19 protein-coding genes are annotated in these 18,309 nt (G+C 69.4%); 7 read left to right on the top strand and 12 right to left on the bottom strand.

Features of this window, described 5'->3' with window-relative positions:
* Position 1: 1 nt before the first annotated feature.
* The 9 genes from ACFWHU_RS21345 to ACFWHU_RS21305 all read right to left on the bottom strand — a co-directional run bounded on the left by ACFWHU_RS21345 (position 2) and on the right by ACFWHU_RS21305 (position 7,610).
* Positions 2 to 319 (bottom strand): hypothetical protein, encoded by a 318-nt coding sequence (locus ACFWHU_RS21345; protein WP_387226345.1) that lies wholly within the window; start codon positions 317 to 319, stop codon positions 2 to 4.
* A gap of 53 nt (positions 320 to 372) precedes the next feature.
* The gene (locus ACFWHU_RS21340) at positions 373 to 579 is read right to left on the bottom strand and encodes a hypothetical protein (RefSeq protein WP_385792444.1); all 207 of its coding nucleotides are present in this window, start codon (positions 577 to 579) and stop codon (positions 373 to 375) included.
* Positions 580 to 608: 29 nt separating this feature from the next.
* Positions 609 to 728 (bottom strand): DUF6893 family small protein, encoded by a 120-nt coding sequence (locus tag ACFWHU_RS21335; RefSeq protein WP_385792445.1) that lies wholly within the window; start codon positions 726 to 728, stop codon positions 609 to 611.
* Positions 725 to 2,212 (bottom strand): hypothetical protein, encoded by a 1,488-nt coding sequence (locus ACFWHU_RS21330; RefSeq protein ID WP_387226343.1) that lies wholly within the window; start codon positions 2,210 to 2,212, stop codon positions 725 to 727. Before ACFWHU_RS21330 ends, ACFWHU_RS21335 begins: the two co-directional genes overlap by 4 nt.
* Positions 2,209 to 2,907, bottom strand: coding sequence for a DUF6084 family protein (locus ACFWHU_RS21325; RefSeq protein WP_385792447.1), 699 nt, complete (start codon positions 2,905 to 2,907; stop codon positions 2,209 to 2,211). Before ACFWHU_RS21325 ends, ACFWHU_RS21330 begins: the two co-directional genes overlap by 4 nt.
* On the bottom strand, positions 2,904 to 3,662 hold the full coding sequence (locus tag ACFWHU_RS21320) for a DUF5947 family protein (RefSeq protein WP_387226340.1): 759 nt from the start codon (positions 3,660 to 3,662) through the stop codon (positions 2,904 to 2,906). The genes ACFWHU_RS21325 and ACFWHU_RS21320 overlap by 4 nt, the downstream gene beginning before the upstream one ends.
* Entirely contained in the window at positions 3,659 to 4,678 is a 1,020-nt protein-coding gene (locus tag ACFWHU_RS21315; RefSeq protein WP_387226338.1) for a NifU family protein, read from the bottom strand. The genes ACFWHU_RS21320 and ACFWHU_RS21315 overlap by 4 nt, the downstream gene beginning before the upstream one ends.
* Position 4,679: 1 nt before the next feature.
* Positions 4,680 to 6,452 (bottom strand): nickel-dependent hydrogenase large subunit, encoded by a 1,773-nt coding sequence (locus tag ACFWHU_RS21310; RefSeq protein WP_387226336.1) that lies wholly within the window; start codon positions 6,450 to 6,452, stop codon positions 4,680 to 4,682.
* Positions 6,453 to 6,554: 102 nt separating this feature from the next.
* Positions 6,555 to 7,610: a hydrogenase expression protein HypE gene (locus tag ACFWHU_RS21305; RefSeq protein ID WP_385792451.1), complete on the bottom strand. Its 1,056-nt coding sequence runs from the start codon at positions 7,608 to 7,610 to the stop codon at positions 6,555 to 6,557.
* 199 nt (positions 7,611 to 7,809) lie between these two features.
* On the opposite strand from ACFWHU_RS21305, the gene ACFWHU_RS21300 reads away from it, so the two are divergent.
* Together ACFWHU_RS21300 and hypB are read left to right on the top strand one after the other, a co-directional pair.
* Complete coding sequence (locus ACFWHU_RS21300; protein ID WP_203233644.1) at positions 7,810 to 8,130, top strand: hydrogenase maturation nickel metallochaperone HypA; 321 nt, start codon at positions 7,810 to 7,812, stop codon at positions 8,128 to 8,130.
* Positions 8,131 to 8,134: 4 nt separating this feature from the next.
* A complete protein-coding gene (gene hypB / locus ACFWHU_RS21295) occupies positions 8,135 to 8,866 on the top strand; it encodes a hydrogenase nickel incorporation protein HypB (RefSeq protein ID WP_387226334.1) in 732 nt (243 codons plus the stop codon).
* 70 nt (positions 8,867 to 8,936) lie between these two features.
* On the opposite strand, the gene ACFWHU_RS21290 is transcribed toward hypB, so the two are convergent.
* Positions 8,937 to 11,477, bottom strand: coding sequence for an alpha-L-fucosidase (locus ACFWHU_RS21290; RefSeq protein ID WP_387226332.1), 2,541 nt, complete (start codon positions 11,475 to 11,477; stop codon positions 8,937 to 8,939).
* A gap of 466 nt (positions 11,478 to 11,943) precedes the next feature.
* Between ACFWHU_RS21290 and ACFWHU_RS21285 the strand changes: the two genes are divergently transcribed.
* Both ACFWHU_RS21285 and ACFWHU_RS21280 read left to right on the top strand, forming a co-directional pair.
* Positions 11,944 to 12,393, top strand: a complete 450-nt coding sequence (locus ACFWHU_RS21285; RefSeq protein ID WP_387226330.1) for a hypothetical protein — start codon at positions 11,944 to 11,946, stop codon at positions 12,391 to 12,393.
* Between the two features lie 100 nt (positions 12,394 to 12,493).
* The gene (locus ACFWHU_RS21280; RefSeq protein ID WP_387226328.1) at positions 12,494 to 13,327 is read left to right on the top strand and encodes an SAM-dependent methyltransferase; all 834 of its coding nucleotides are present in this window, start codon (positions 12,494 to 12,496) and stop codon (positions 13,325 to 13,327) included.
* Here the strand turns inward: ACFWHU_RS21280 and ACFWHU_RS21275 are convergent.
* Positions 13,308 to 14,228: a helix-turn-helix domain-containing protein gene (locus ACFWHU_RS21275; protein ID WP_387226326.1), complete on the bottom strand. Its 921-nt coding sequence runs from the start codon at positions 14,226 to 14,228 to the stop codon at positions 13,308 to 13,310. The genes ACFWHU_RS21280 and ACFWHU_RS21275 overlap by 20 nt on opposite strands.
* A gap of 92 nt (positions 14,229 to 14,320) precedes the next feature.
* A complete protein-coding gene (locus ACFWHU_RS21270) occupies positions 14,321 to 14,548 on the bottom strand; it encodes a DUF397 domain-containing protein (protein WP_078078586.1) in 228 nt (75 codons plus the stop codon).
* 302 nt (positions 14,549 to 14,850) lie between these two features.
* Here ACFWHU_RS21270 and ACFWHU_RS21265 point away from each other — a divergent pair, with 302 nt between their 5' ends.
* From ACFWHU_RS21265 to secD, 3 genes are all read left to right on the top strand, one after another.
* Positions 14,851 to 15,111 carry a hypothetical protein gene (locus ACFWHU_RS21265; RefSeq protein ID WP_385792458.1) on the top strand — a complete coding sequence of 87 codons (261 nt, stop codon included), beginning with the start codon at positions 14,851 to 14,853 and terminating at the stop codon, positions 15,109 to 15,111.
* Positions 15,112 to 15,226: 115 nt separating this feature from the next.
* Entirely contained in the window at positions 15,227 to 15,799 is a 573-nt protein-coding gene (locus ACFWHU_RS21260) for a hypothetical protein (protein WP_387226323.1), read from the top strand.
* 75 nt (positions 15,800 to 15,874) lie between these two features.
* Positions 15,875 to 18,223: a protein translocase subunit SecD gene (gene secD / locus ACFWHU_RS21255; RefSeq protein ID WP_387226321.1), complete on the top strand. Its 2,349-nt coding sequence runs from the start codon at positions 15,875 to 15,877 to the stop codon at positions 18,221 to 18,223.
* The last annotated feature ends 86 nt before the right edge of the window (positions 18,224 to 18,309 follow it).

The raw sequence follows: 18,309 nt of genomic DNA, 5'->3' as shown, positions 1-18,309 counted from the left end.
GTCAGGACTGGTCCTCGGCGCGCGACGTGCCGCCGTGACGGGAAGGCCCGGTGTCCTCTTCCGCGGACCGCGACCCCTTCGACCGGTCGGCGGGCCGCTCGTCGCTCGGCGAGCGGGTGGCGCCCTTCTCGGTCTTCCGCGGATCGGCGGACTTCATGTCGGGGTCCTCGACGGGGCCGGTCGCGCCGCCCGTCCTGGCGCCGTCCTTGGCCGACTTCTCCTTGCCGCCGACGTCGGCGGTCTTCCGGCGGCCCTCGTACGGCGGAACGGCACGGTCGCCGGTGTCGATGTCGTCGGGCCGGCTCTTTTCCTTCGCCATGCTGTGCTCCCTTGTCGGGGGATACGGGATACCCGGCGGGGCGCCGAGCCGCGTCAGTTGCCGCCGGACTGAAGGTTCGGCGAGTCCGGGTCGATGGGGTCGCTCGGTTTGACGGAGGTGTCCGACTTCTTGTCGGAACCGCCGGCCGGCCGGTCGGCGGGACCTGCGGAGGGCTGGTCGGAACCGGTGTCGCGCGACCCCTTGGGGCCCCGCTCGGACTGCGGTTCCTCGTCGTGGCGTCCACGTTTCTTGTCAGTCATCGGATGCTCTTCTCACTCGCGCCACGCGCTCACATCGAGCGCATCTTGACGTATCTGCGGATGTCGGGGATCGAACGCACGCCCACGGCGACGGCCACGACCGCCACGGCCGCTGCCGCACCCGTGGTGATCATTCCGAGGATTCTCACGATGGGTTCTCCTTCCTTTGTTCCGTCGGACCGGGGATGTCGTCACCCTGGCGGGGATCTGGGGCGGGCAGTGGTTCCAGTTCGTCGGGGGCGAAGTAGAAGTAGCGGCCGTACCAGTCGTGCATGTCGGCCGCCGGGTCGTCGACCAGGACGAGGGCGACATGGACGCCGCCGTCGACGTCCGAGAGCACGGCGGTCACCCGCGCCACCTGGCCAGCGAAGAAGAGGTCCTGCGCGTCGGCGCGGCGGGACGGGTGGACACGGACGAGGCTGCCCTTCGCGACGGCGACCCCTTCGATGACGACGGCGTCGGACTCGGGCGCCACCGAGGCGTCGGCCGCCGGGTCCCACCAGGGCGCGCCGCCGGTGTCGAAGGCGGCCGGCTCGGCGTCCCGCAGATCGCCGCGAGGGCCCGTGGCGCCCGCGGCCGGTGGCCGGGCGGGGCCGTGCGGGTCGCGGAGAAGGCCGTGGAGCTGTTGCAGGTCGGCCGCCGACATCGTGTCGCAGCGGTCGATGATCTCGCGGGCCCGGGGGTCGGTGGCCCGCGCCTCCGCCTTCTCCCGCTCCGTCATGGTCATCACCCGGAGCGTCAGGATCTCGTCGATCTCGGTGGAGTCGAACAGGGCGCCGGGGCTCTGTTCGGCGATCTCCGGGTGGTCGTAGAGGATGATCGGCGCGCCCAGCACGGTGTCCGTGGAGCCCTTCGGCCCGGCCAGGACCGGCCAGCATCTGCGCTGCCGGCACCGGGCGGCGGCGGGCGCGGCCTCGTCCGGGGGCTCGCGCAGGGAGACGAAGTCGGCGCCGTGTGCCTGGAGGAGCAGATGGGTGCCGATCAGGGACGTGCGGATCGCGGCGTCCTTGTCGGTGGCGGTTCCGGGGTGCTCGTTGGTCACCGAGACCGACAGCCGCAGATAGCCGTCGTCCCAGGTCGTACGGGTACGGATGCGGGCCGTGAGCGGTTCGCGGCGCCGTACGACGCGCCCGGCCGGCGTGCCCCGCTCGTCCGTCAGCGGTTCGGTCTCCTCGCCGCCTGGGACGGTGCGCAGCTCGTCGGTCGAGCCGGGTTCCGTGCCCAACGGGACGGTGCCCAGGTCGAGTTCGCACTCGACGGCCTCGTCCCAGCTCAGGACGGACACCCCGGCCAGAGTGAGTTCACCGACGGCCGTGTGGCTCCCGTCCCGCTCCCGGCGCTGCACCTCGCGCACCTGGAGCTGGAGGAAACGGAGCCGTACGGACACCCCGGCCGTGACTCCCGACGCGTCGTCAGGGGCGGTGAGGAGGGCCTGCATCGCCATGTCGGGTTCCTCGGCGAAGCTGCCGGGCGCGGCGTGGGGCGGGCCGAGGACGCCGAACTGCCAACGGGACCGGTTCTTGTGGGAGCTGGCGCGGTACGGGTACAGCAGGTAACCCTCGTACAGCACCGCGTCGGCGATCGTACGGATGTGGTCGAGCCCCACGGGCGGGGCGGGTGTCACCGGGGTCATGTGACCACCTCACCGATCTCGTCGGCGGCGGTCCGCGTCCGCGCGTCCGCCAGCAGCGTCGTCACCGTCTCGTCCCAGCTGATCAGTCCGCGCCGTTCACGGAAGTCGGCGAAGCGCGCGAGCACATCGTGATCCAGCCTGATCCAGCCGGAGTTGGGGAAGTGGCAGGCGATCATCCGCCGCCAGACGGCGACCGGCAGCTGATACCGCGCCTCGCAGTCCCAGGGCACCTGCCGTACCCCGAAGCCCGAACCGCCGCCGCTGCCACCGCCCTTGGAGAAGACCGTGCCCGAGAAAAGCAGACTGATCGGCACCGTCCCCTCCCCGAGCGCGTGCAGATAGCGGGAGCCGATGACGTCGAAGTCGTAGGTGCAGGGCAGCGCGAGGTCGACCTCGGTGGAGCCGGTGAAGCCCTGCACGGTCGTGTGGCACTGCATCCACTGGAAGGGCCGCAGCGTGTCCGACCAGCGCTCGCGTTCCCCGAACAGACCGCGCAGGGCCTCCTGTTCGGCGTGGCCGTAGTGGCGGCGCTGCGGTTCGATACGGACCTGGCAGCGCAGCACGATCGCGTGGATCCGCTCGTCCGAGCCGTCCTCGATCCGCAGCCGCGCGGTCAGTTGGGGCGCGGCGGTGTACGGCTCGGCGACGATGTCCCGTACGGAGAACTCCAGTCCGGGGGCCGTGGCGCCGCTCATGCGGACCCGCCCACGGCGGAAGGACTGGCCACGGCCGAGGGGTCGGTCACGGCCGAGGGGCCGACCGTGCCCGCCGGATCCGCGGGTCGGCTGCGGGACCGGACGTGCTCGAAGAAGTCGTCCATCGCGGCGTGCGCCTCCTGGCCGCCGTCGAAGCCGCGCCACAACGCGCGCAGCCGGCCGACCAGTTCGTAGCACGCGTCGATCGGGACGAGATGGCAGGACGCGACCACTTGGCGCCCTCCTCCGCCGCCCGCTTCGGTGCGGCGTACGAGAAGTGCCTCGACGTCCGGGCGCAGTACGGCCAGTCCGGGATTGGCCTCGACGATGGTCGCCCAGGCGTCCAGGGGCAGTTCGGATTCGGTGGCCCCGGCCGGGCCCGGATAGAACGCGATGGTCCGGTCCTGCACGGAGTTGCGGAACAGGAAGGCCAGACCCACCGGGATCTGGAGTTCGTCCCAGGTGCGCGCGTCCAACGGGAGCCCGTCGAAGCGCAGATACCGGTCGGGGACCGCGCGGTAGCGCAGTTCCGCGCCCTCTTCCGTGAACAGCAGATAGCAGGCCCGGCAGCCGCACATCAGGCTGCGGCTCTCCAGATTCACCACATGCTGGTGTTCCTCGCCGATCGGCGCGGCGCACATCTCGCACCGCTCACCGACGACCGGCCCGGGGCGGCTGCGGCTGACCCGGAGCAGTGCGGCGACCGGGGACGCGGCACGGCCCGTGGGTACGGCACGGCCGTGGGGCGCGCTCATGTCGCGACCACGGGAGTGGCCGGTACGGGCGACGGCACGGCCACCGAGGCCGACGCGCCGTCCGCGAGGAGCGGCAGCGGGTCCAGATGTGCCCCGTCGGCCTCCGCGTCGAGGCAGGCACCGGCGCGCCGTACGTCGTAGTGGGCGCGGCAGGCGGGACAGCTCAGCACCCCGTCACCGGAGTCGCCCCCGAGCCGCCGGGCCAATGTGGCGCCCTCCATGGGGCGTTCGCAGCGGGCGCACCGGTCGCGGAAGGCGAACAGGTCGGGCCCGATCCGGCAGGCGAGGACCGGCAGCCCGCCGACGGTGAAGCGCTCGACGCCGCCGGACTCCAGGGCGAGCAGGGCGGGGACCGGCTCCCAGGTCGCGCCCGCGTCGACGGCACCCGTCTCGGGCACCGTCTCGTGCAGCCGGGAGAACAGGGCGTCCACCGGCACCAGCGGGCCCGCGGCCCCGGCGGCCGTCTCGTCGGCGGCCTCGACCTCGATCGTGGTGATCTCCGGGGCCGCGGCCTCCACCGCGCCCCGTACCGCCAGCGTGAGCGTGGCGGAGGAGGACGGGCAGCCGTCACAACTGCCCAACAGCCTCAGCCGTACGGCCCCTTCGTCCGTGACTCCCAGCAACTCCACGTCCCCGCCGTGCGAGCCGAGGTACGGCCGCACGCTCTCCAGCGCGTTCTCGACGCGGGTGGCCACGCTGTACGGGTGCAGTCCGTGCACCAGCAGCACACTGGCCACCAGGTCGTCGGCGGCGAGGGCGGCCAGCGTCTCGTCGTCCAGCCCCCCGTGCTCGTGGACGAGGTCGAGGAGCCGTTCCAGGCCGGCGCCGTAGAAGTCGGTGACGAGCCGCACCAGTTCCTCGCTGCGCTCGCGTGCCACCACGCCCCCGGCCGCGGCGGCGGAGATCAGGGTGTCGATACGTTCCCCGGTCGCCCGCCACTCCTCGGACCCCGTGGAGTCCTCGGGCCTCGGGGCCTCGCCGGCCCGCCGCTCCACCATGTCGCGGACCTCAGCCACGTCACTCACTGCCCGCGGACTGCGTGGGCGAGTGCAGCAGCTCCAGTTTCTTGCCCTCTCCGAGATACATGTGCACGCCGCAGGGCAGACAGGGGTCGAAGCTGCGGACCGTACGCATGATGTCGATGCCCTTGAAGTTCTCCCGGTCGTTCTCCTCGAAGATCGGCTGGCCCTGCACCGCGTCCTCGTAGGGCCCCGGCGTCCCGTAGGTGTCGCGGGGGCTCGCGTTCCACGGGGTGGGCGGGTACGGGTGGTAGTTGGCGATCTTGCCGTCCCTGATCACCATGTGGTGCGAGAGCACACCGCGTACGGCCTCGGTGAAGCCGCAGCCGACGCCCTCCTCGGGCACCTCGAACTTCTCCCAGGTCTTGGTGCGGCCGGCCCGGATCTCCACGAGCGCCTTCTCGGCGAAGTGCAGGGCGCAGGCCGCCGCGTACGCCTGGAAGTAGGTCCGCGCCCGGTTGCGCTCGATGGTGTTGCTCCAGCGCGGGACGTGCCACTCCAGCTCGACCGGGCCCTTGAGCGCGGTCTTGGGGAGGTTGATCTTGACGCTCTTGCCGGTGGCCTGGATGTAGCCGATGTCGACGAGACCGGCCAGCGCGGTGACCCACAGCCGGGCGAGCGGTCCGCCGCCGGTGTCGAGCGCGAGGTAGTCCTTGCCGTCGAACCAGCGCGGCGACATGACCCAGCTGTACTTGTCCCCCAGGTCGCGCTTCTGCGGCTGCGGGTTGGTGTGCTGGTTCCACGGGTGCCGCCGGTCGACCGGATTGCCGAGCGGGTCGTGGGTCACGAACATCTCCTGATCTTCCCAGTCGTTGTAGTACGACGAGCCGAGCAGGATGCGGATGCCGAGGTTGATCTTCACCAGGTCGGTGGTGACGAGCTTGCCGTCCACGACGACGCCGGGGGTCACGTACATCTTCCGACCCCAGTCGGTCATGTCCTTGTACTCGAAGTTGCAGTGCTCCGGGTCCTGGAAGGAGCCCCAGCAGCCGAGCAGGATCCGGCGGTTGCCGACCTTCTCGTAGCCGGGCAGCGCCTCGTAGAAGAAGTCGAAGAGGTCGTCGTGCATGGGCACGACCTTCTTCATGAACTCCACATAGCGCTGGAGGCGGGTGATGTAGTCCGTCATGAGCTGGATGGTCGCCACCGTGCCCACCCCGCCGGGGTAGAGCGTGGAGGGGTGCACGTGACGGCCCTCCATGAGGCAGAACATCTCGCGGGTCATGCGGCTGACCTGAAGGGCCTCGCGGTAGAACTCGCCGGTGAAGGGGTTCAGCGAGCGCATGATGTCGCCGATGGTCCTGTACCCGTGGTCGTCCGCGTGCGGCGATGAGGTGCGGTTGGCCTGTTCGAGTACGCCGGGATTGGTCTCGGCGACCATTTTCTCGCAGTAGTCGACCCCGACCAGGTTCTCCTGGAAGATATTGTGGTCGAACATGTACTCGGCGGCCTCGCCGAGATTCACGATCCACTCACCCAGATGCGGCGGCTTCACGCCGTACGCCATGTTCTGCGCGTAACAGGAACAGGTGGCGTGATTGTCACCGCAGATTCCGCAGATCCGGCTGGTGATGAAGTGGGCGTCGCGCGGGTCCTTGCCCTTCATGAAGACCGAATAGCCGCGGAAGATCGAGCTGGTGCTGTGGCACTCGGCGACGACCTTCTGCTTGAAATCGATCTTCGTGTAGATACCCAGACTCCCGACGATTCGGGTGATGGGATCCCACGCCATCTCCACCAGTTCGTCCTTGCCCTGGCTCGTCGCCGTCATGGGGCCGCCTCTTCTTTCGTTTCGCGATTCGGTCGAGCGGTGAGTTACCAGGTGGGTGCCCCACCGGCCGGTGAATTCGCGGCCGATGGGGCACCGTTCGGACTACCAGGTGCGCGTGGCACCCGTGGTGAGCTGTTTACCGCGTCTGCGCCATTTCGGCTCGCGGTCGAGCGTGTGGGTGGTGATGTTCCGCAGCCGCCGCATCGTCGCCCCGTACATTCCGACGGCGTTCGCGGAGAACCGCCCGCCCGGGGGCTCGTCCATGAACGGCATGAATTTGTCCGGGAATCCCGGCATGGTGCAGCCGATGCAGATGCCGCCAACGTTGGGGCAGCCGCCGATGCCGTTCATCCAGCCGCGCTTGGGCACGTTGCACTTCACCGTGGGGCCCCAGCAGCCGAGCTTCACGATGCACTTGGGCGAGCCGTACTCCGTCGCGAAGTCGCCCTGCTCGAAGTAGCCGGCCCGGTCGCAGCCCTCGTGCACGGTCTGGCCGAACAGCCAGGTCGGACGCAGCGCGTCGTCGAGGGGGATCATCGGGGCCTGGTCGGTGGCCATGTAGAGCAGATAGGTGAGTGTCTCCGAGAGGTTGTCCGGCTGGATGGGGCAGCCGGGGACGCACACGATGGGGATCCCGGCCTTGGACTTCCAGTCCCAGCCCAGGTAGTCGGGCACTCCCATGGCGCCGGTGGGGTTGCCCGCCATGGCGTGGATGCCGCCGTACGTGGCGCACGTGCCGACCGCGACGACCGCCGTGGCCTTCGGCGTCAGCCGGTCGAGCCACTCGCTGGTGGTCATCGGCTGCCCGGTGGCCGGGTCGTTGCCGAAGCCGCACCAGTAACCCTCTTCTTTCAGCTTCTCGTTGGGAATGGAGCCTTCGACGACCAGGACGAACGGCTCCAGTTCCCCGCGGTCCGCCTTGAAGAACCACTCCAGGAAGTCATCCGCGCCACCGTTGGGCCCGCACTCGAAATCGATCAGCGGCCAGTGCACGGCGATCTGCGGAAGACCGGGCAGCGCGCCGAGTGCGATCTCCTCGATACTGGGCTGGGTCGCGGCGGTCAGTGCGACCGAATCCCCGTCACAGCTCAGTCCGGCATTGATCCACAGAACGTGAATCAGCGTGTCCTCTGCTTTTTTCGCCGCTTGTGTCGGCATAGCACCGCTGCCTTCCGGGATTGGCCCACCCGATACCCATGAACGTCATGGGTGTGGCGTCGCTCACATTGCTACCATCTAGAATCCGGCGGGGCATTCTGTCAACACGAGCTTCGTCCGGGCGGCCCTGCTTTTCGCCCCGGCGAACAAGGGCCGATCAGGTGAATTACGGGGAAGGCTGGACGGTCGAATGCATGAATTGTCAATCACTCAGAGCATTGTCGACGCGGTGTGCGAGCGCGCCGCGGGAAGGCCGGTGCGTACGGTCAGTGTCCGGGTGGGAATGCTGACGGCGGTGGTCCCCGATTCGATGCGGTTCTGCTTCGATCTGACCACCGCGGGCACCGTCGCGGAAGGCGCCGCCCTGGAGATCGAACAACCTCCGGGAACGGCGCACTGCATGGCGTGTTCGGAGGACTTCACCCTGGCCGATCTTGTATTGCTGTGTCCGTGCGGGAGCGCCGACGTGCGGATCACGTCGGGACAGGAACTACAGATCATCTCCATGAGAGTGGGCTGACCCTATGTGCGGTACGTGCGGTTGCTCCGGCGGAAGCGAAGGGGGCGGCGGGACGCGAATCGCCGTACCCCACACGCACCCGCACGGCGGCGGCGAGACCATCACCCTCGAACAGCGGGTCCTCGCCAAGAACGAGGACCTGGCCGCGGGCAACCGCGCCTGGCTCGCCGAACAGGGCATCGTGGCGGTGAACATGATGAGCTCGCCGGGCGCCGGCAAGACCACCCTCCTGGAGCGCACCATCCGGGACTTCGCGGGCCGGCGCCCGGTCTCCGTCATCGAGGGCGACCAGGAGACGACGCTCGACGCCGACCGGATCAAGCGGGCGGGCAGCACCGTCGTCCAGGTCAACACCGGCGCGGGCTGCCACCTGGACGCGGAGATGATGCGGGACGCGCTCACGACCCTGACACCGTCGACCGGATCGCTCGTCCTGGTGGAGAACGTGGGCAATCTGGTCTGCCCCGCCCTCTTCGACCTCGGAGAGCGCAGCCGGGTCGTGATCATCTCGGTCACCGAGGGCACGGACAAGCCGCTCAAGTATCCGTACATGTTCGCCGCCGCGGATCTGGTGATCATCAACAAGATCGACCTGCTGCCGTACGTCGACTTCGACGTCGCCCGCTGCGAGGAGTACGCCCGCTCCGTCAATCCGGGCCTGACGACGCTGGCGCTGTCGGCGACCACGGGCGAGGGGATGCGGAGCTGGTACGACTGGGTGGCTGAGCGGTACTGAGCCGGGCGGTACCGAGCCGCGCCGTACAGGCCGGGTGGTCGCGGGCCCCGCGACCACCCGGTCCGTACGGTCAGCGGGCCCTGACGACGACCTCCGTCAGGGACAGCGGATCCGTCGAGGACGCCAACTGCACTCGTACGTAGCGGCCCTTCGCCCCGCCGAGCGCGACATCCGTCGGGCGTCGCGCCTGGTCCTTCAGATGGACGGCGCTCACGCCGGGCGCGGTGCGCGCCTCCTCCAGTGAGCCGGTCGTGAACGGCGTGTCGGAGACCAGCACCCAGTAGTCGGCGAGACGTTCCGCGCAGCAGTCGGTGCGGTTCCAGATCTCGACGGTGTCGATGCTGTGGGACCGCTCCAGGTCGACCTGCCACCACGCCTGGTTCGAGGGTTCCGCGGTATGGGTCGTGGTGTTGTCGCGCAGATAGTCCCCGGCGGTGTCGCCGTCGACGGCGCGGGCCGCGACGCCGTCCCATGCCGTGCTCGACTGGGTCGCCGTCCTGCCGCGCGCCACGTTGGGCAGGACGACCTCGACCTGGCTGGTGACTTCCAGAACCCGTCCGCCACCGGTCACTACGGCGGTGAGCGCGGCCGGTCCGGTCTCCGTCTCCACCGGCACCGAGAGCGGGACCGTGGCGGTGTGGGTGCGGCCCGTCGCCAGGCCGCCGAACTTCTCTCCCGTGCCCGTGGCCCAGCCTCGCGGTGCCCGCAGCGCGAGGGTGCCGCGCGCCTTGCCGTGGCCGAGGTTCGTGACGTGGACGGGGATGTCCGTCGCCGTGCCCACCGTGAGCTGATCGGGCGCCTGCGCCCAGGAGACGACGCTGCCAGTCGGTGCGACGAGCATCGCGTCGAGGCGCAGACCGAGTTCCTCGCCCGTGTGTTCCGGCCGGGCGAGGGTGATGGTGACGGGGGTGACCCGGCCGGGCCGTACGGGGAAGGAGCCGACGGCCTCGCGGGTCAGGTCCTTCCCCTTCACCAGCTCGGCACGCTCTCCGACCTGAACGCGGTAGAGCGCGTCCGGGCGGGCCTCTCCCCGTACCGCCAGCGACAGTTGTCCGGCACGGGCCGCGGTGACGTACGCGGTGTGGCGCACGGTCGTCCGCCGGGTGCTGGGGTAACTGCCGTCGTCGGCGTAGCTGTAGCCGTCCTCGAAGTCCGCCGCGCCCAGTACGGCCGGCGCGTTGCCGCCGGAGTCGTCGCGGGCGAGGGAGACGGTGTTGGCGGGGATGATCCTGAGCTCGGAGCCGAGTTCGACCCTGACCACCGGGAGCACCTGGTCGCGCGGATTCTCGGGGAGTGTCACCACGACGTCGTCACCGTCGCGGCGCCAGTCGAGCGTCCGCGCCGCGCCGTCCTCACGGACCTGCCGTACGGGGGTGGCGAGGCCCGGCAGGCGTAGTTCGCCGGACTCCGGCCAGTCGGTCACATGCAGGAACAGGTCGTGGTCGTTGACCGTCACCTCACCCCAGGACTGGCCGCCGAACCGGGTGGCGGACGCGTCGAGCACGGCGTCGGGGTGCCGGTCGAGCCAGTCGCCCATGCCGCGCAGGACGTCGGCCTCGAACTCGACCACCGAACCGTCGCCGCGCGGGCCGATGTTGAGCAGATAGTTGCCGCCACGGGCCCGGACGCCGGTGAGTCCGACGACGAGGTCCCGGATCTTCCCCGGCAGGTCGTCACGGACCTGCCAGCTCCGGTAGCCCCAGGTGTCGTGGTAGATCGACGCGGGGGTCTGCCAGGCGCCGTCGAGCGCCACGTCGGGAATCTCGTTGTCGCCGAGCGTGCGGAAGTCGCCCTTGTTGTTCCACACCCGGCTGTTGACCGCCGCTCGCGGCTGGAGTTCGCGGACGATGCCGGCGAACTCCTCGCTCTGCGTGTCGGTGGGTGACGACATGTCGAACCACACCTCGGCGATGTCACCGTAGTCGGTCATCAGCTCGCGGATCTGCGCCTTGATCACCGGTTCCATCGAGGCGGGGATCGGATTGTTGTTGCCGCCGTCGAAGTCGTGGCCCTGGTGCCAGTCCACGAGGGAGAAGTAGAAGCCGAACTTCAGTCCTTGGCCCCGGCATTCGTCGGCGAGCGCCTTGAGCGGGTCCTTGGCGTAGGGAGTCGCGTCCGTCACGTCGTAGTCGGTGGTGGCGGTGTCGAACATGGAGAAGCCGTCGTGGTGCTTGCTGGTGATGACGACGTAACGCATGCCGGCGCGCTTGGCGAGCGAGCAGATCCCGGCGGGGTCGAAGCTGTCGGGGCGGAAGCGCGCGGCGACGTCCAGATACTCCTCCTCCGAGATGTCGGCCCACATCTGGATCTGCTCGCTGTATCCGGAGGTGACCGGCTCGCCCTTCCAGACGCCGCCCAGTTCGGAGAAGAGACCCCAGTGGATGAACATCCCGAACTGGAGCCGCTGCCAGGCCGCGAGGTCCTTGTCCGCGCTGAGATCCATCGCGCCCGGTATGCCGCGGACGGCCGGACCGTCCGGTCCGTCCGGTCCGTCCGGTCCGTCGGGGCGGTCGGGGCGGTCGGCCGGGGTGGCGACCGCCGTGGGTGGGCTCGTGGCCGCCGCTCCGACTGCGAGCAGCAACGCGAGCATGAGGCCGATCACCTTGCGCATTCCGACACTCCTCCGCGAGCGGTCCGGTGGATACATCCGACCCTGAAGCACCAATTGGGTACTTTGTGCCCCGATTTGATCGACCGTTGAGCCAACACATCGGATGTTAGGGGCGAGTTGGACGCACGTCACCCCCTCCGACAGCACTCATCCGGATCGACGCCGGGTCCCGTGAGCCGAAGAAACGCACGGAATTCGAATTCGATTGCGAATTCATGAGCGGGAGACGCTCGTCAGCATGTCTTTGAAATCTGACTTTGCATGAACGGGTATTCGCGGGGACCGCGGAGGGACACACGGTACGGTCGTCACAGCTCCGAGTAAGGGGCCCATCGGTTCGTCAGGTATTTCCGTAGCGATTCCCGTCACGGAGCGGTGGACCGCATTTCGCGACGAGCCCCCGGAAGGAGACGTGTTGAATCCGCACCCGCGAGCCCTGCCTGTCACCGATGCCCGCAGCCGGCCGATGAATCAGCACAGTCTCCTCGGCCTCGCCGCCTTCGTGCAGCTGCACAGAATTCACTACCTGTCGTACGCACGGGCCAGACTGCTCGACGAGACGGCGAGTCAGGCCGCCGTCGAGGCGACCATCTCGGAGGTCGCCGGCCGGTGGAGCGAACTCCTGCGCAACGCGCGCCCCGCGGCGGACGCGTGGCAGCAACTGCGCGCGCAGATCCAGGCCGCGAGCCGAGACGCGGACGGACAGGATCCGGCCGTCGGACGGCTGTACTGCGCCCTTCCCCAGGACACCGCGGACACCGCACTGCTGCGGTGGCGGCTGTCCATGACGCCCGAGGCCATAGCCGATCTGATGGGTATCGACATTCCGACGGTGACGGCGTCCCTTCTGACGGCCCGGCGGCAGTTCTCCGACACGGCACTGAGACAACTGGAGCACCACGCTTCCCCGCAGTGACATCCGTGCCACCAGTGGTGGTGCGCCCACGGTCCGCACTCCTAGGATGGGTGCGCATTCCCTGGCGAGATCGGGGCTCGAACCGGGAGGGGTCTTTCCGTTGACGGACAACAGGCGTGTCGATTTATCCGTTCCGAGTGCGGCGAGGATGTACGACTGGCTGCTGGGCGGCCATTACAACTACGAAGTCGACCAGAGAGCTTCCGAGGAGCTCCTGAAGGTCGCACCGACCACGAAGGAACTGGCCCGGAACAATCGCTGGTTCCTGGAGCGTGTCGTACGCGTCATGGCCGCTGAGCACGGAATTCGGCAGTTCGTCGATTTCGGGTCCGGTCTGCCGACGCAGAACAACGTCCATCAGATCGCACAGGCGGTCGATCCGCGGTCACGTGTCGTCTATGTCGACGACGACCCCGTCGTCCTGGCGCACGGTCAGGCCATCTTCGACGAGAACGACCGGAGCGTGGTCATCGCGTCGGACATGCTGGAGACCGAATACATCCTGGAGCACGCCGACTTCAAGCGTCTCATCGACCTCGATCAGCCGGTCGGCGTGCTGTTCAACTCCGTGCTGCACTGCATTCCCGACGCCTCGGGGCCCGGCGACCTCGTCACGCGCGTCGTGGACCGTCTGCGCCCCGGCAGCTTCGTGGTGATCTGTCAGCTGGTCAGCGACGACGCCGAGCTTCGCCGGCAGGTGACGGAGATGATGCTGGAGCAGACCCACGGCCGATGGGGCCAGGTACGTGAACGGGCCCAGGTGGACCGGTACTTCGACGGTCTTCGGATCCAGTCACCCGGTCTGGTGGACGTCACGGACTGGCGTCCGGACTCCGAACTCAAGAGGCGGCAGCGCAGCATCGAGTGGACGGAGTACGGCGGTCTGGCCGAAGTACCGGGGAGCAGGGCCGTTCCTAGACCTCGTACCGCTTGATCGCGTCCAGCAGTATGGCCCGGCTGTCCCGCCAGGAGGCCGCCGCCTCGTGGCTGAGGCGCAGCATCAGCTCCACGCGCCGTTCCACGTCGTCCGGCTTCACGTAGTACGTCGCGCAGTCGTCCCCCTCGACATACACCATGGCGGGTGGCCCGAGGGGGCCGAAGCGCAGGTGGGCCATGGAGCCGTGGTTGGACACAACGCTGCTGTCCAGCGGTACGAACCGGATGGTGACGCCGGGCCGGTCGCTGTACTCCAGGAGTCTGCGCAGCTGCTCGGCCATGATCCCCGGGGCGCCGACCTGGCGGAGCAGTACGGACCGGTCCAGCAGGAAGACCGCTCTGGGCGGGTCCGGCTGCTCGAAGAACCGCCGCTGTCGCTCCAGTCGCAGCTGGACACGCTGTTCGACCTGGTCGCCCTCGAAGACACGGAGGCCGTCGCTGATGATCTGGCGCGCGTACGCGGCGGTCTGGAGAAGGCCCGGCGTGATCCGTGCCTCGTAGGCGCAGAAGTACACGGCCTCCGACTCCAGCCCGATCAGGCGCTGCATCCACGAGGCCGCGTAGTCCGAGTAGCGGTCGAACCACTCCGGTTCCACCGCGCGGCGGGCGAGGAGCGCGAGATCGGCGCGCTCGGCCGCGGTCACCCCGTACCGGTCGGCGAGCATGTCGATGTCCCGCGGGTCCGGCGGGCTCTGTGCCCGTTCGAGCCGGCTCACCTTGGAAACGGACGCGTTGATCGATTTCGCCGAGGCGCTCGCGGTGATTCCACGCGCCTCGCGCATTCCGCGCAGTTCAAGGCCGAGCACGATACCGGCGGCGGTCGGATTGAGACTCCGCTGACGAACGGGGTCGGGAGCGTGGCCGAAAAGCGGGACCGGGGTGTCTGGCGGATGGGACACGCATGCTCCGTTCATGAATAAGCGTGGCTCATCATGGCACGGCGAAAGCTCGCATGTCCCACCGAACTGGTGCTCAAAACACGCCAGTTGAACTACAGCGCGTCGAACTCACCTTTCCTCGCACCGTCCAGGAAAGCCGCCATCTCAAGCGCGTCGAAGATCAGCGCCGGACCGTCCGGATCGGTCGAGTTGCGCATCGCCACCTTACCGCCGGGAAGAGCCGCCAGTTCCACGCACTGACCGTTGGCCGTACTCTTCCGGCTCTTGATCCAGTCCGCCGTGATGGACCCCGCCGAGACACCGTTGCGATAGCCGTCCATACGCTTCTCCCTAGCTGTTTTCGAACAATCGGACTTCCCGCCGATTCACCGCCGACTCCCGTCCATAGGGAGGTAAAGCCGCAGACGGGAGGTGCGCGTAATCCCGTCATGCAATTGCATGGGCGGGAACACGGCGATACTAGACCTGAAAATTCGAACAGAACTGTCCCCCTGAAGGGTGATCCCGAAGGAGTGTCGGGCTCGACATCAGCCCGGAGATGGACGTTCGATTGGACCGGCCGGCACACCCTCACCGATCCCGGCGGCCGCGCGATCGGCCGTCCTCATATCCAGGAGCAGCCATGACCACCGAGCAGGAAGCACTCGACGCCATCCATCACGCGTTCGGGAACAGCGCGCACGCCGAGGTGACCACTTTCCCGGCGGGAAACGTGTCGATCACCCTCACCAAGGGCGAGCACGCGGCGACGATCGACGGGCACCCGGAGAGCGGCTGGGGCTGGACGGTCGACCCCGCCGACGACGAGGGATTCAGCGGGCACGAGAACACGGCCGGCACGCTCGACGAGGCGCTCGCCGACGTACGCGCCGCCCTCATCTGAATCGGCATCCGAACCGGCATCCGGACCCGGGCGCGCGAAGAGCCGACGGGCGGAGCCCGCACACGAGTTCTTGTGCGGTGCGCCCCCGTCGGCGCGCGACGGGTACCTTGAGACGGTGATTGTCCAGGCACGCAAGCCGCGCGGTGACCGCGCGAGGCCGGTGCCGACGAACTCACGGGTGCGGCGAACGGCTTGGGGAGTTCGGCAGCGTGCCGCGGGGGTGCTGTCGGCGCTGCTCCTCGGCGTCGTCACCCTGGTCGCTCCCGCACCGGCGTCGGCGCTCGGCGCCACGAGCTCCGGCGCCGCGGCGGCCACTCCCGTCCAGCGGACACTCCCCCAGCAGGCCGACCGGCCGACGCGCTCGGAGCGGTCCGAGCGGTCCGGCGATTTCCGGCGGGACTCGCCCCGCGCCGCCCACAGCCACGCGGGCGCGCCGACCCGGGCGGCGTCCACGGGTCTGTGGACACCCGAGCACACCAGGCAGCAGCACGCGCCGCAGCCCGACACGGGCGTCGTGCCGCTCGCCACCGGACTTCCCCTCCCCCACGCCGTCGTGGAGTGCGGCGTACGTTCCGGCGTCACCGCACCGACGGTCCGGCCCTCGGGACTGCCCGACGTCCGCGGGCCTCCCTCCGGGAGCAGTCATCCGCACTGTCCCGTTTCCGCGCCGACACACCGCCCCCGGTAGAGCCGGGCGGGCCTGAAGCCAGGCCCGTCTCCCTCGTGGGGGTGGCGCGTTCCGGCGCCCTCCCGGAGGAACCCCATGACTCGCGCCACCACGGTGCGGGCAGTTCTGGCCCTGGCCGTCCTGCTCGTATCGCTCTTCGTCACACTCACCATGAGCCCCAGACTGGGGCTCGATCTACAGGGCGGCACCCGGATCGTTCTCCAGGCCCGCGACTCCGCGACCGCGGCCGCGGACCGGGAGAGCACCGACCGTACGGTCGAGGTCCTGCGGCAGCGGATCGACGCGCTCGGGGTCGCGGAGCCGACCGTCACGCGTTCCGGCGAGGACCGTGTCCTCGTCGAACTCCCCGACGTCACCGACCCGCGGAAGGCCGCCGAGGTGCTCGGCCGGACCGCCCAGCTGACCTTCCATCCCGTCAACGGCCTCGCCGCCGGCGAGCCTCCCGAGAAGACCGAAAAGCCCGATAAGAACGATAAGCCCGAGGAGCTGGTCCTCGCCGACGAGGACGGGAACCGGCTCAGGCTCGGCGCCTCGGACCTGTCGGGCGCGGGGGTGAAGGACGCCCGCGCGGAGTTCGACGGGCAGCGGGGAGCCGGCTGGTCCGTCTCCCTCGACTTCCGTGACGAGGCGTCCCGCGCGTGGACACGGCTGACCGGGGAAGCCGCCTGCCATCCGCCGCAGGACGAGCGGCGCCGGGTCGCGATCGTGCTGGACGACAAGGTGATCTCCGCGCCACAGGTGAGCCCCTCGGTGAGCTGCGGAGCCGGACTCCCGTCGGGTACGACCCAGATCAGCGGGTCCTTCTCCGCCGAGGAGGCCAGGAACCTGGCGCTGCTGATCAAGGGCGGGGCCCTGCCCGTACCGGTCGACGTCGTCGAACAGCGCACCGTGGGCCCGACGCTGGGCGCCGAGGCGATCAGCGCCAGCGCGCGGGCCGCGGTGATCGGCGCGAGCCTCACCGCCCTGTTCATCACCTTCGTGTACCGCCTCTTCGGCGGCCTCGCCTCGCTGGCCCTGGCCGGGTACGCGCTGATCTCGTACGCCGCCCTGGTCGCGCTCGGCGTCACGCTGACGCTCCCGGGGCTCGCCGGGTTCGTGCTCGCCATCGGTATGGCGGTCGACGCGAACGTGCTGGCCTTCGAACGGGCGCGGGAGGAGTACACGGGCCGTTCCAGCAGCACCCCACGGTCCGGCCGCTCCCTGCGGTCCGCGACGGCCGCCGGATTCCGTAACGCCCGCACCGCGGTCATCGACTCCAACGTGACGACACTGCTCGCGGCGGGCCTTCTCTTCGCCCTCGGCTCGGGGCCGGTGAAGGGGTTCGGCGTCACCCTGGGAATCGGCGTACTCGTGTCGATGTTCTCCGCCCTGGTCATCGCGCGGGCACTGACCGACCTGGCGACGCGCTCCCGCTTCGTCGCCGATTTCCCGGGCGTCAACGGAATCGGTCTGCCGGGCCGCGTACGTACGTATCTGACCCGCCGCGCCCCTGATCTGTTCCGCAGGTCGCGGCGGTGGCTGGTCGTCTCGGCGGCGGTGATGGCCGTCGCGGTGCTGGGCGTCGCCCTGCGCGGGGTGAACCTCGGCGTGGAGTTCACCGGCGGGCGGCTCATGGAGTACGCGACGACCCGGCCGGTCGACGTCGACACGGCTCGCACGGCCCTGGCAGACGCGGGCTTCGCCGACGCCGAGGTCACCACGGCGGGCCGGCAGGAACTCTCCGTACGCACCGGGGACACGGGCGAGCGGGCCGAGGCCGCCATCCGGAGCGCCCTGAGCGAGGAGGGCGGAGAGACGACGAAGATACGGGACGATCTGATCGGCCCCAGCCTCGGTGATGAGCTGAGGCGCCACGCGCTGATCGCGCTGGGGATCGCCGTCGGGGTCCAACTCCTCTATCTGGCCGTGCGGTTCAGGTGGTCCTTCGCGGTCGCGTCGGTGACCGCGCTGGTGCACGACGTGGTGATCCTGATCGGGGTCTTCGCATGGATGGGCCGTCCCGTCGACGGGATCTTCCTCGCCGCGCTGCTCACCGTCATCGGTTACTCGGTGAACGACTCCGTGGTGGTCTTCGACCGTGTCCGTGAGCTGTGGGCGAGGACACCCAACGCCTCCCTGCTGCCGACCGCGCGAACAGCCGTACTACAGACGGTGCCCAGAACGGTGAACACCGGTATGGGCGCGCTGTTCATCCTCACGGCGCTGGCGGTACTCGGCGGGGACTCGCTCAGGGACTTCGCGCTGGCCCTGCTCATCGGTATCTGTGTGGGCACGTACTCGTCCGTGTTCACGGCCGTGCCGGTGGCGCTGGCGATGGAGGCACGTCACAAGGGGAGCCCGCAGGGGCGCGGGCGGCGTGGCGCGGGCCGGACGCGACAGGTGCCGAGTCGCGGACGCCGGGCCGACAACGGGGCGCGGGTGTGAGCGGGTGACGCGGGCCGGGGACCCGGGCGTGGGAGACGTACTGTCCCACGCCCGGATCCCCGGTCGTCACGCGTCACACGGTGGTG

Origin of the sequence: Streptomyces sp. NPDC060366, assembly GCF_042725135.1 — a bacterium.
Classification (GTDB): domain Bacteria; phylum Actinomycetota; class Actinomycetes; order Streptomycetales; family Streptomycetaceae; genus Streptomyces.
Note: the sequence above shows the minus strand (reverse complement) of the source record. Positions and strands in the feature narration are given on the sequence as shown.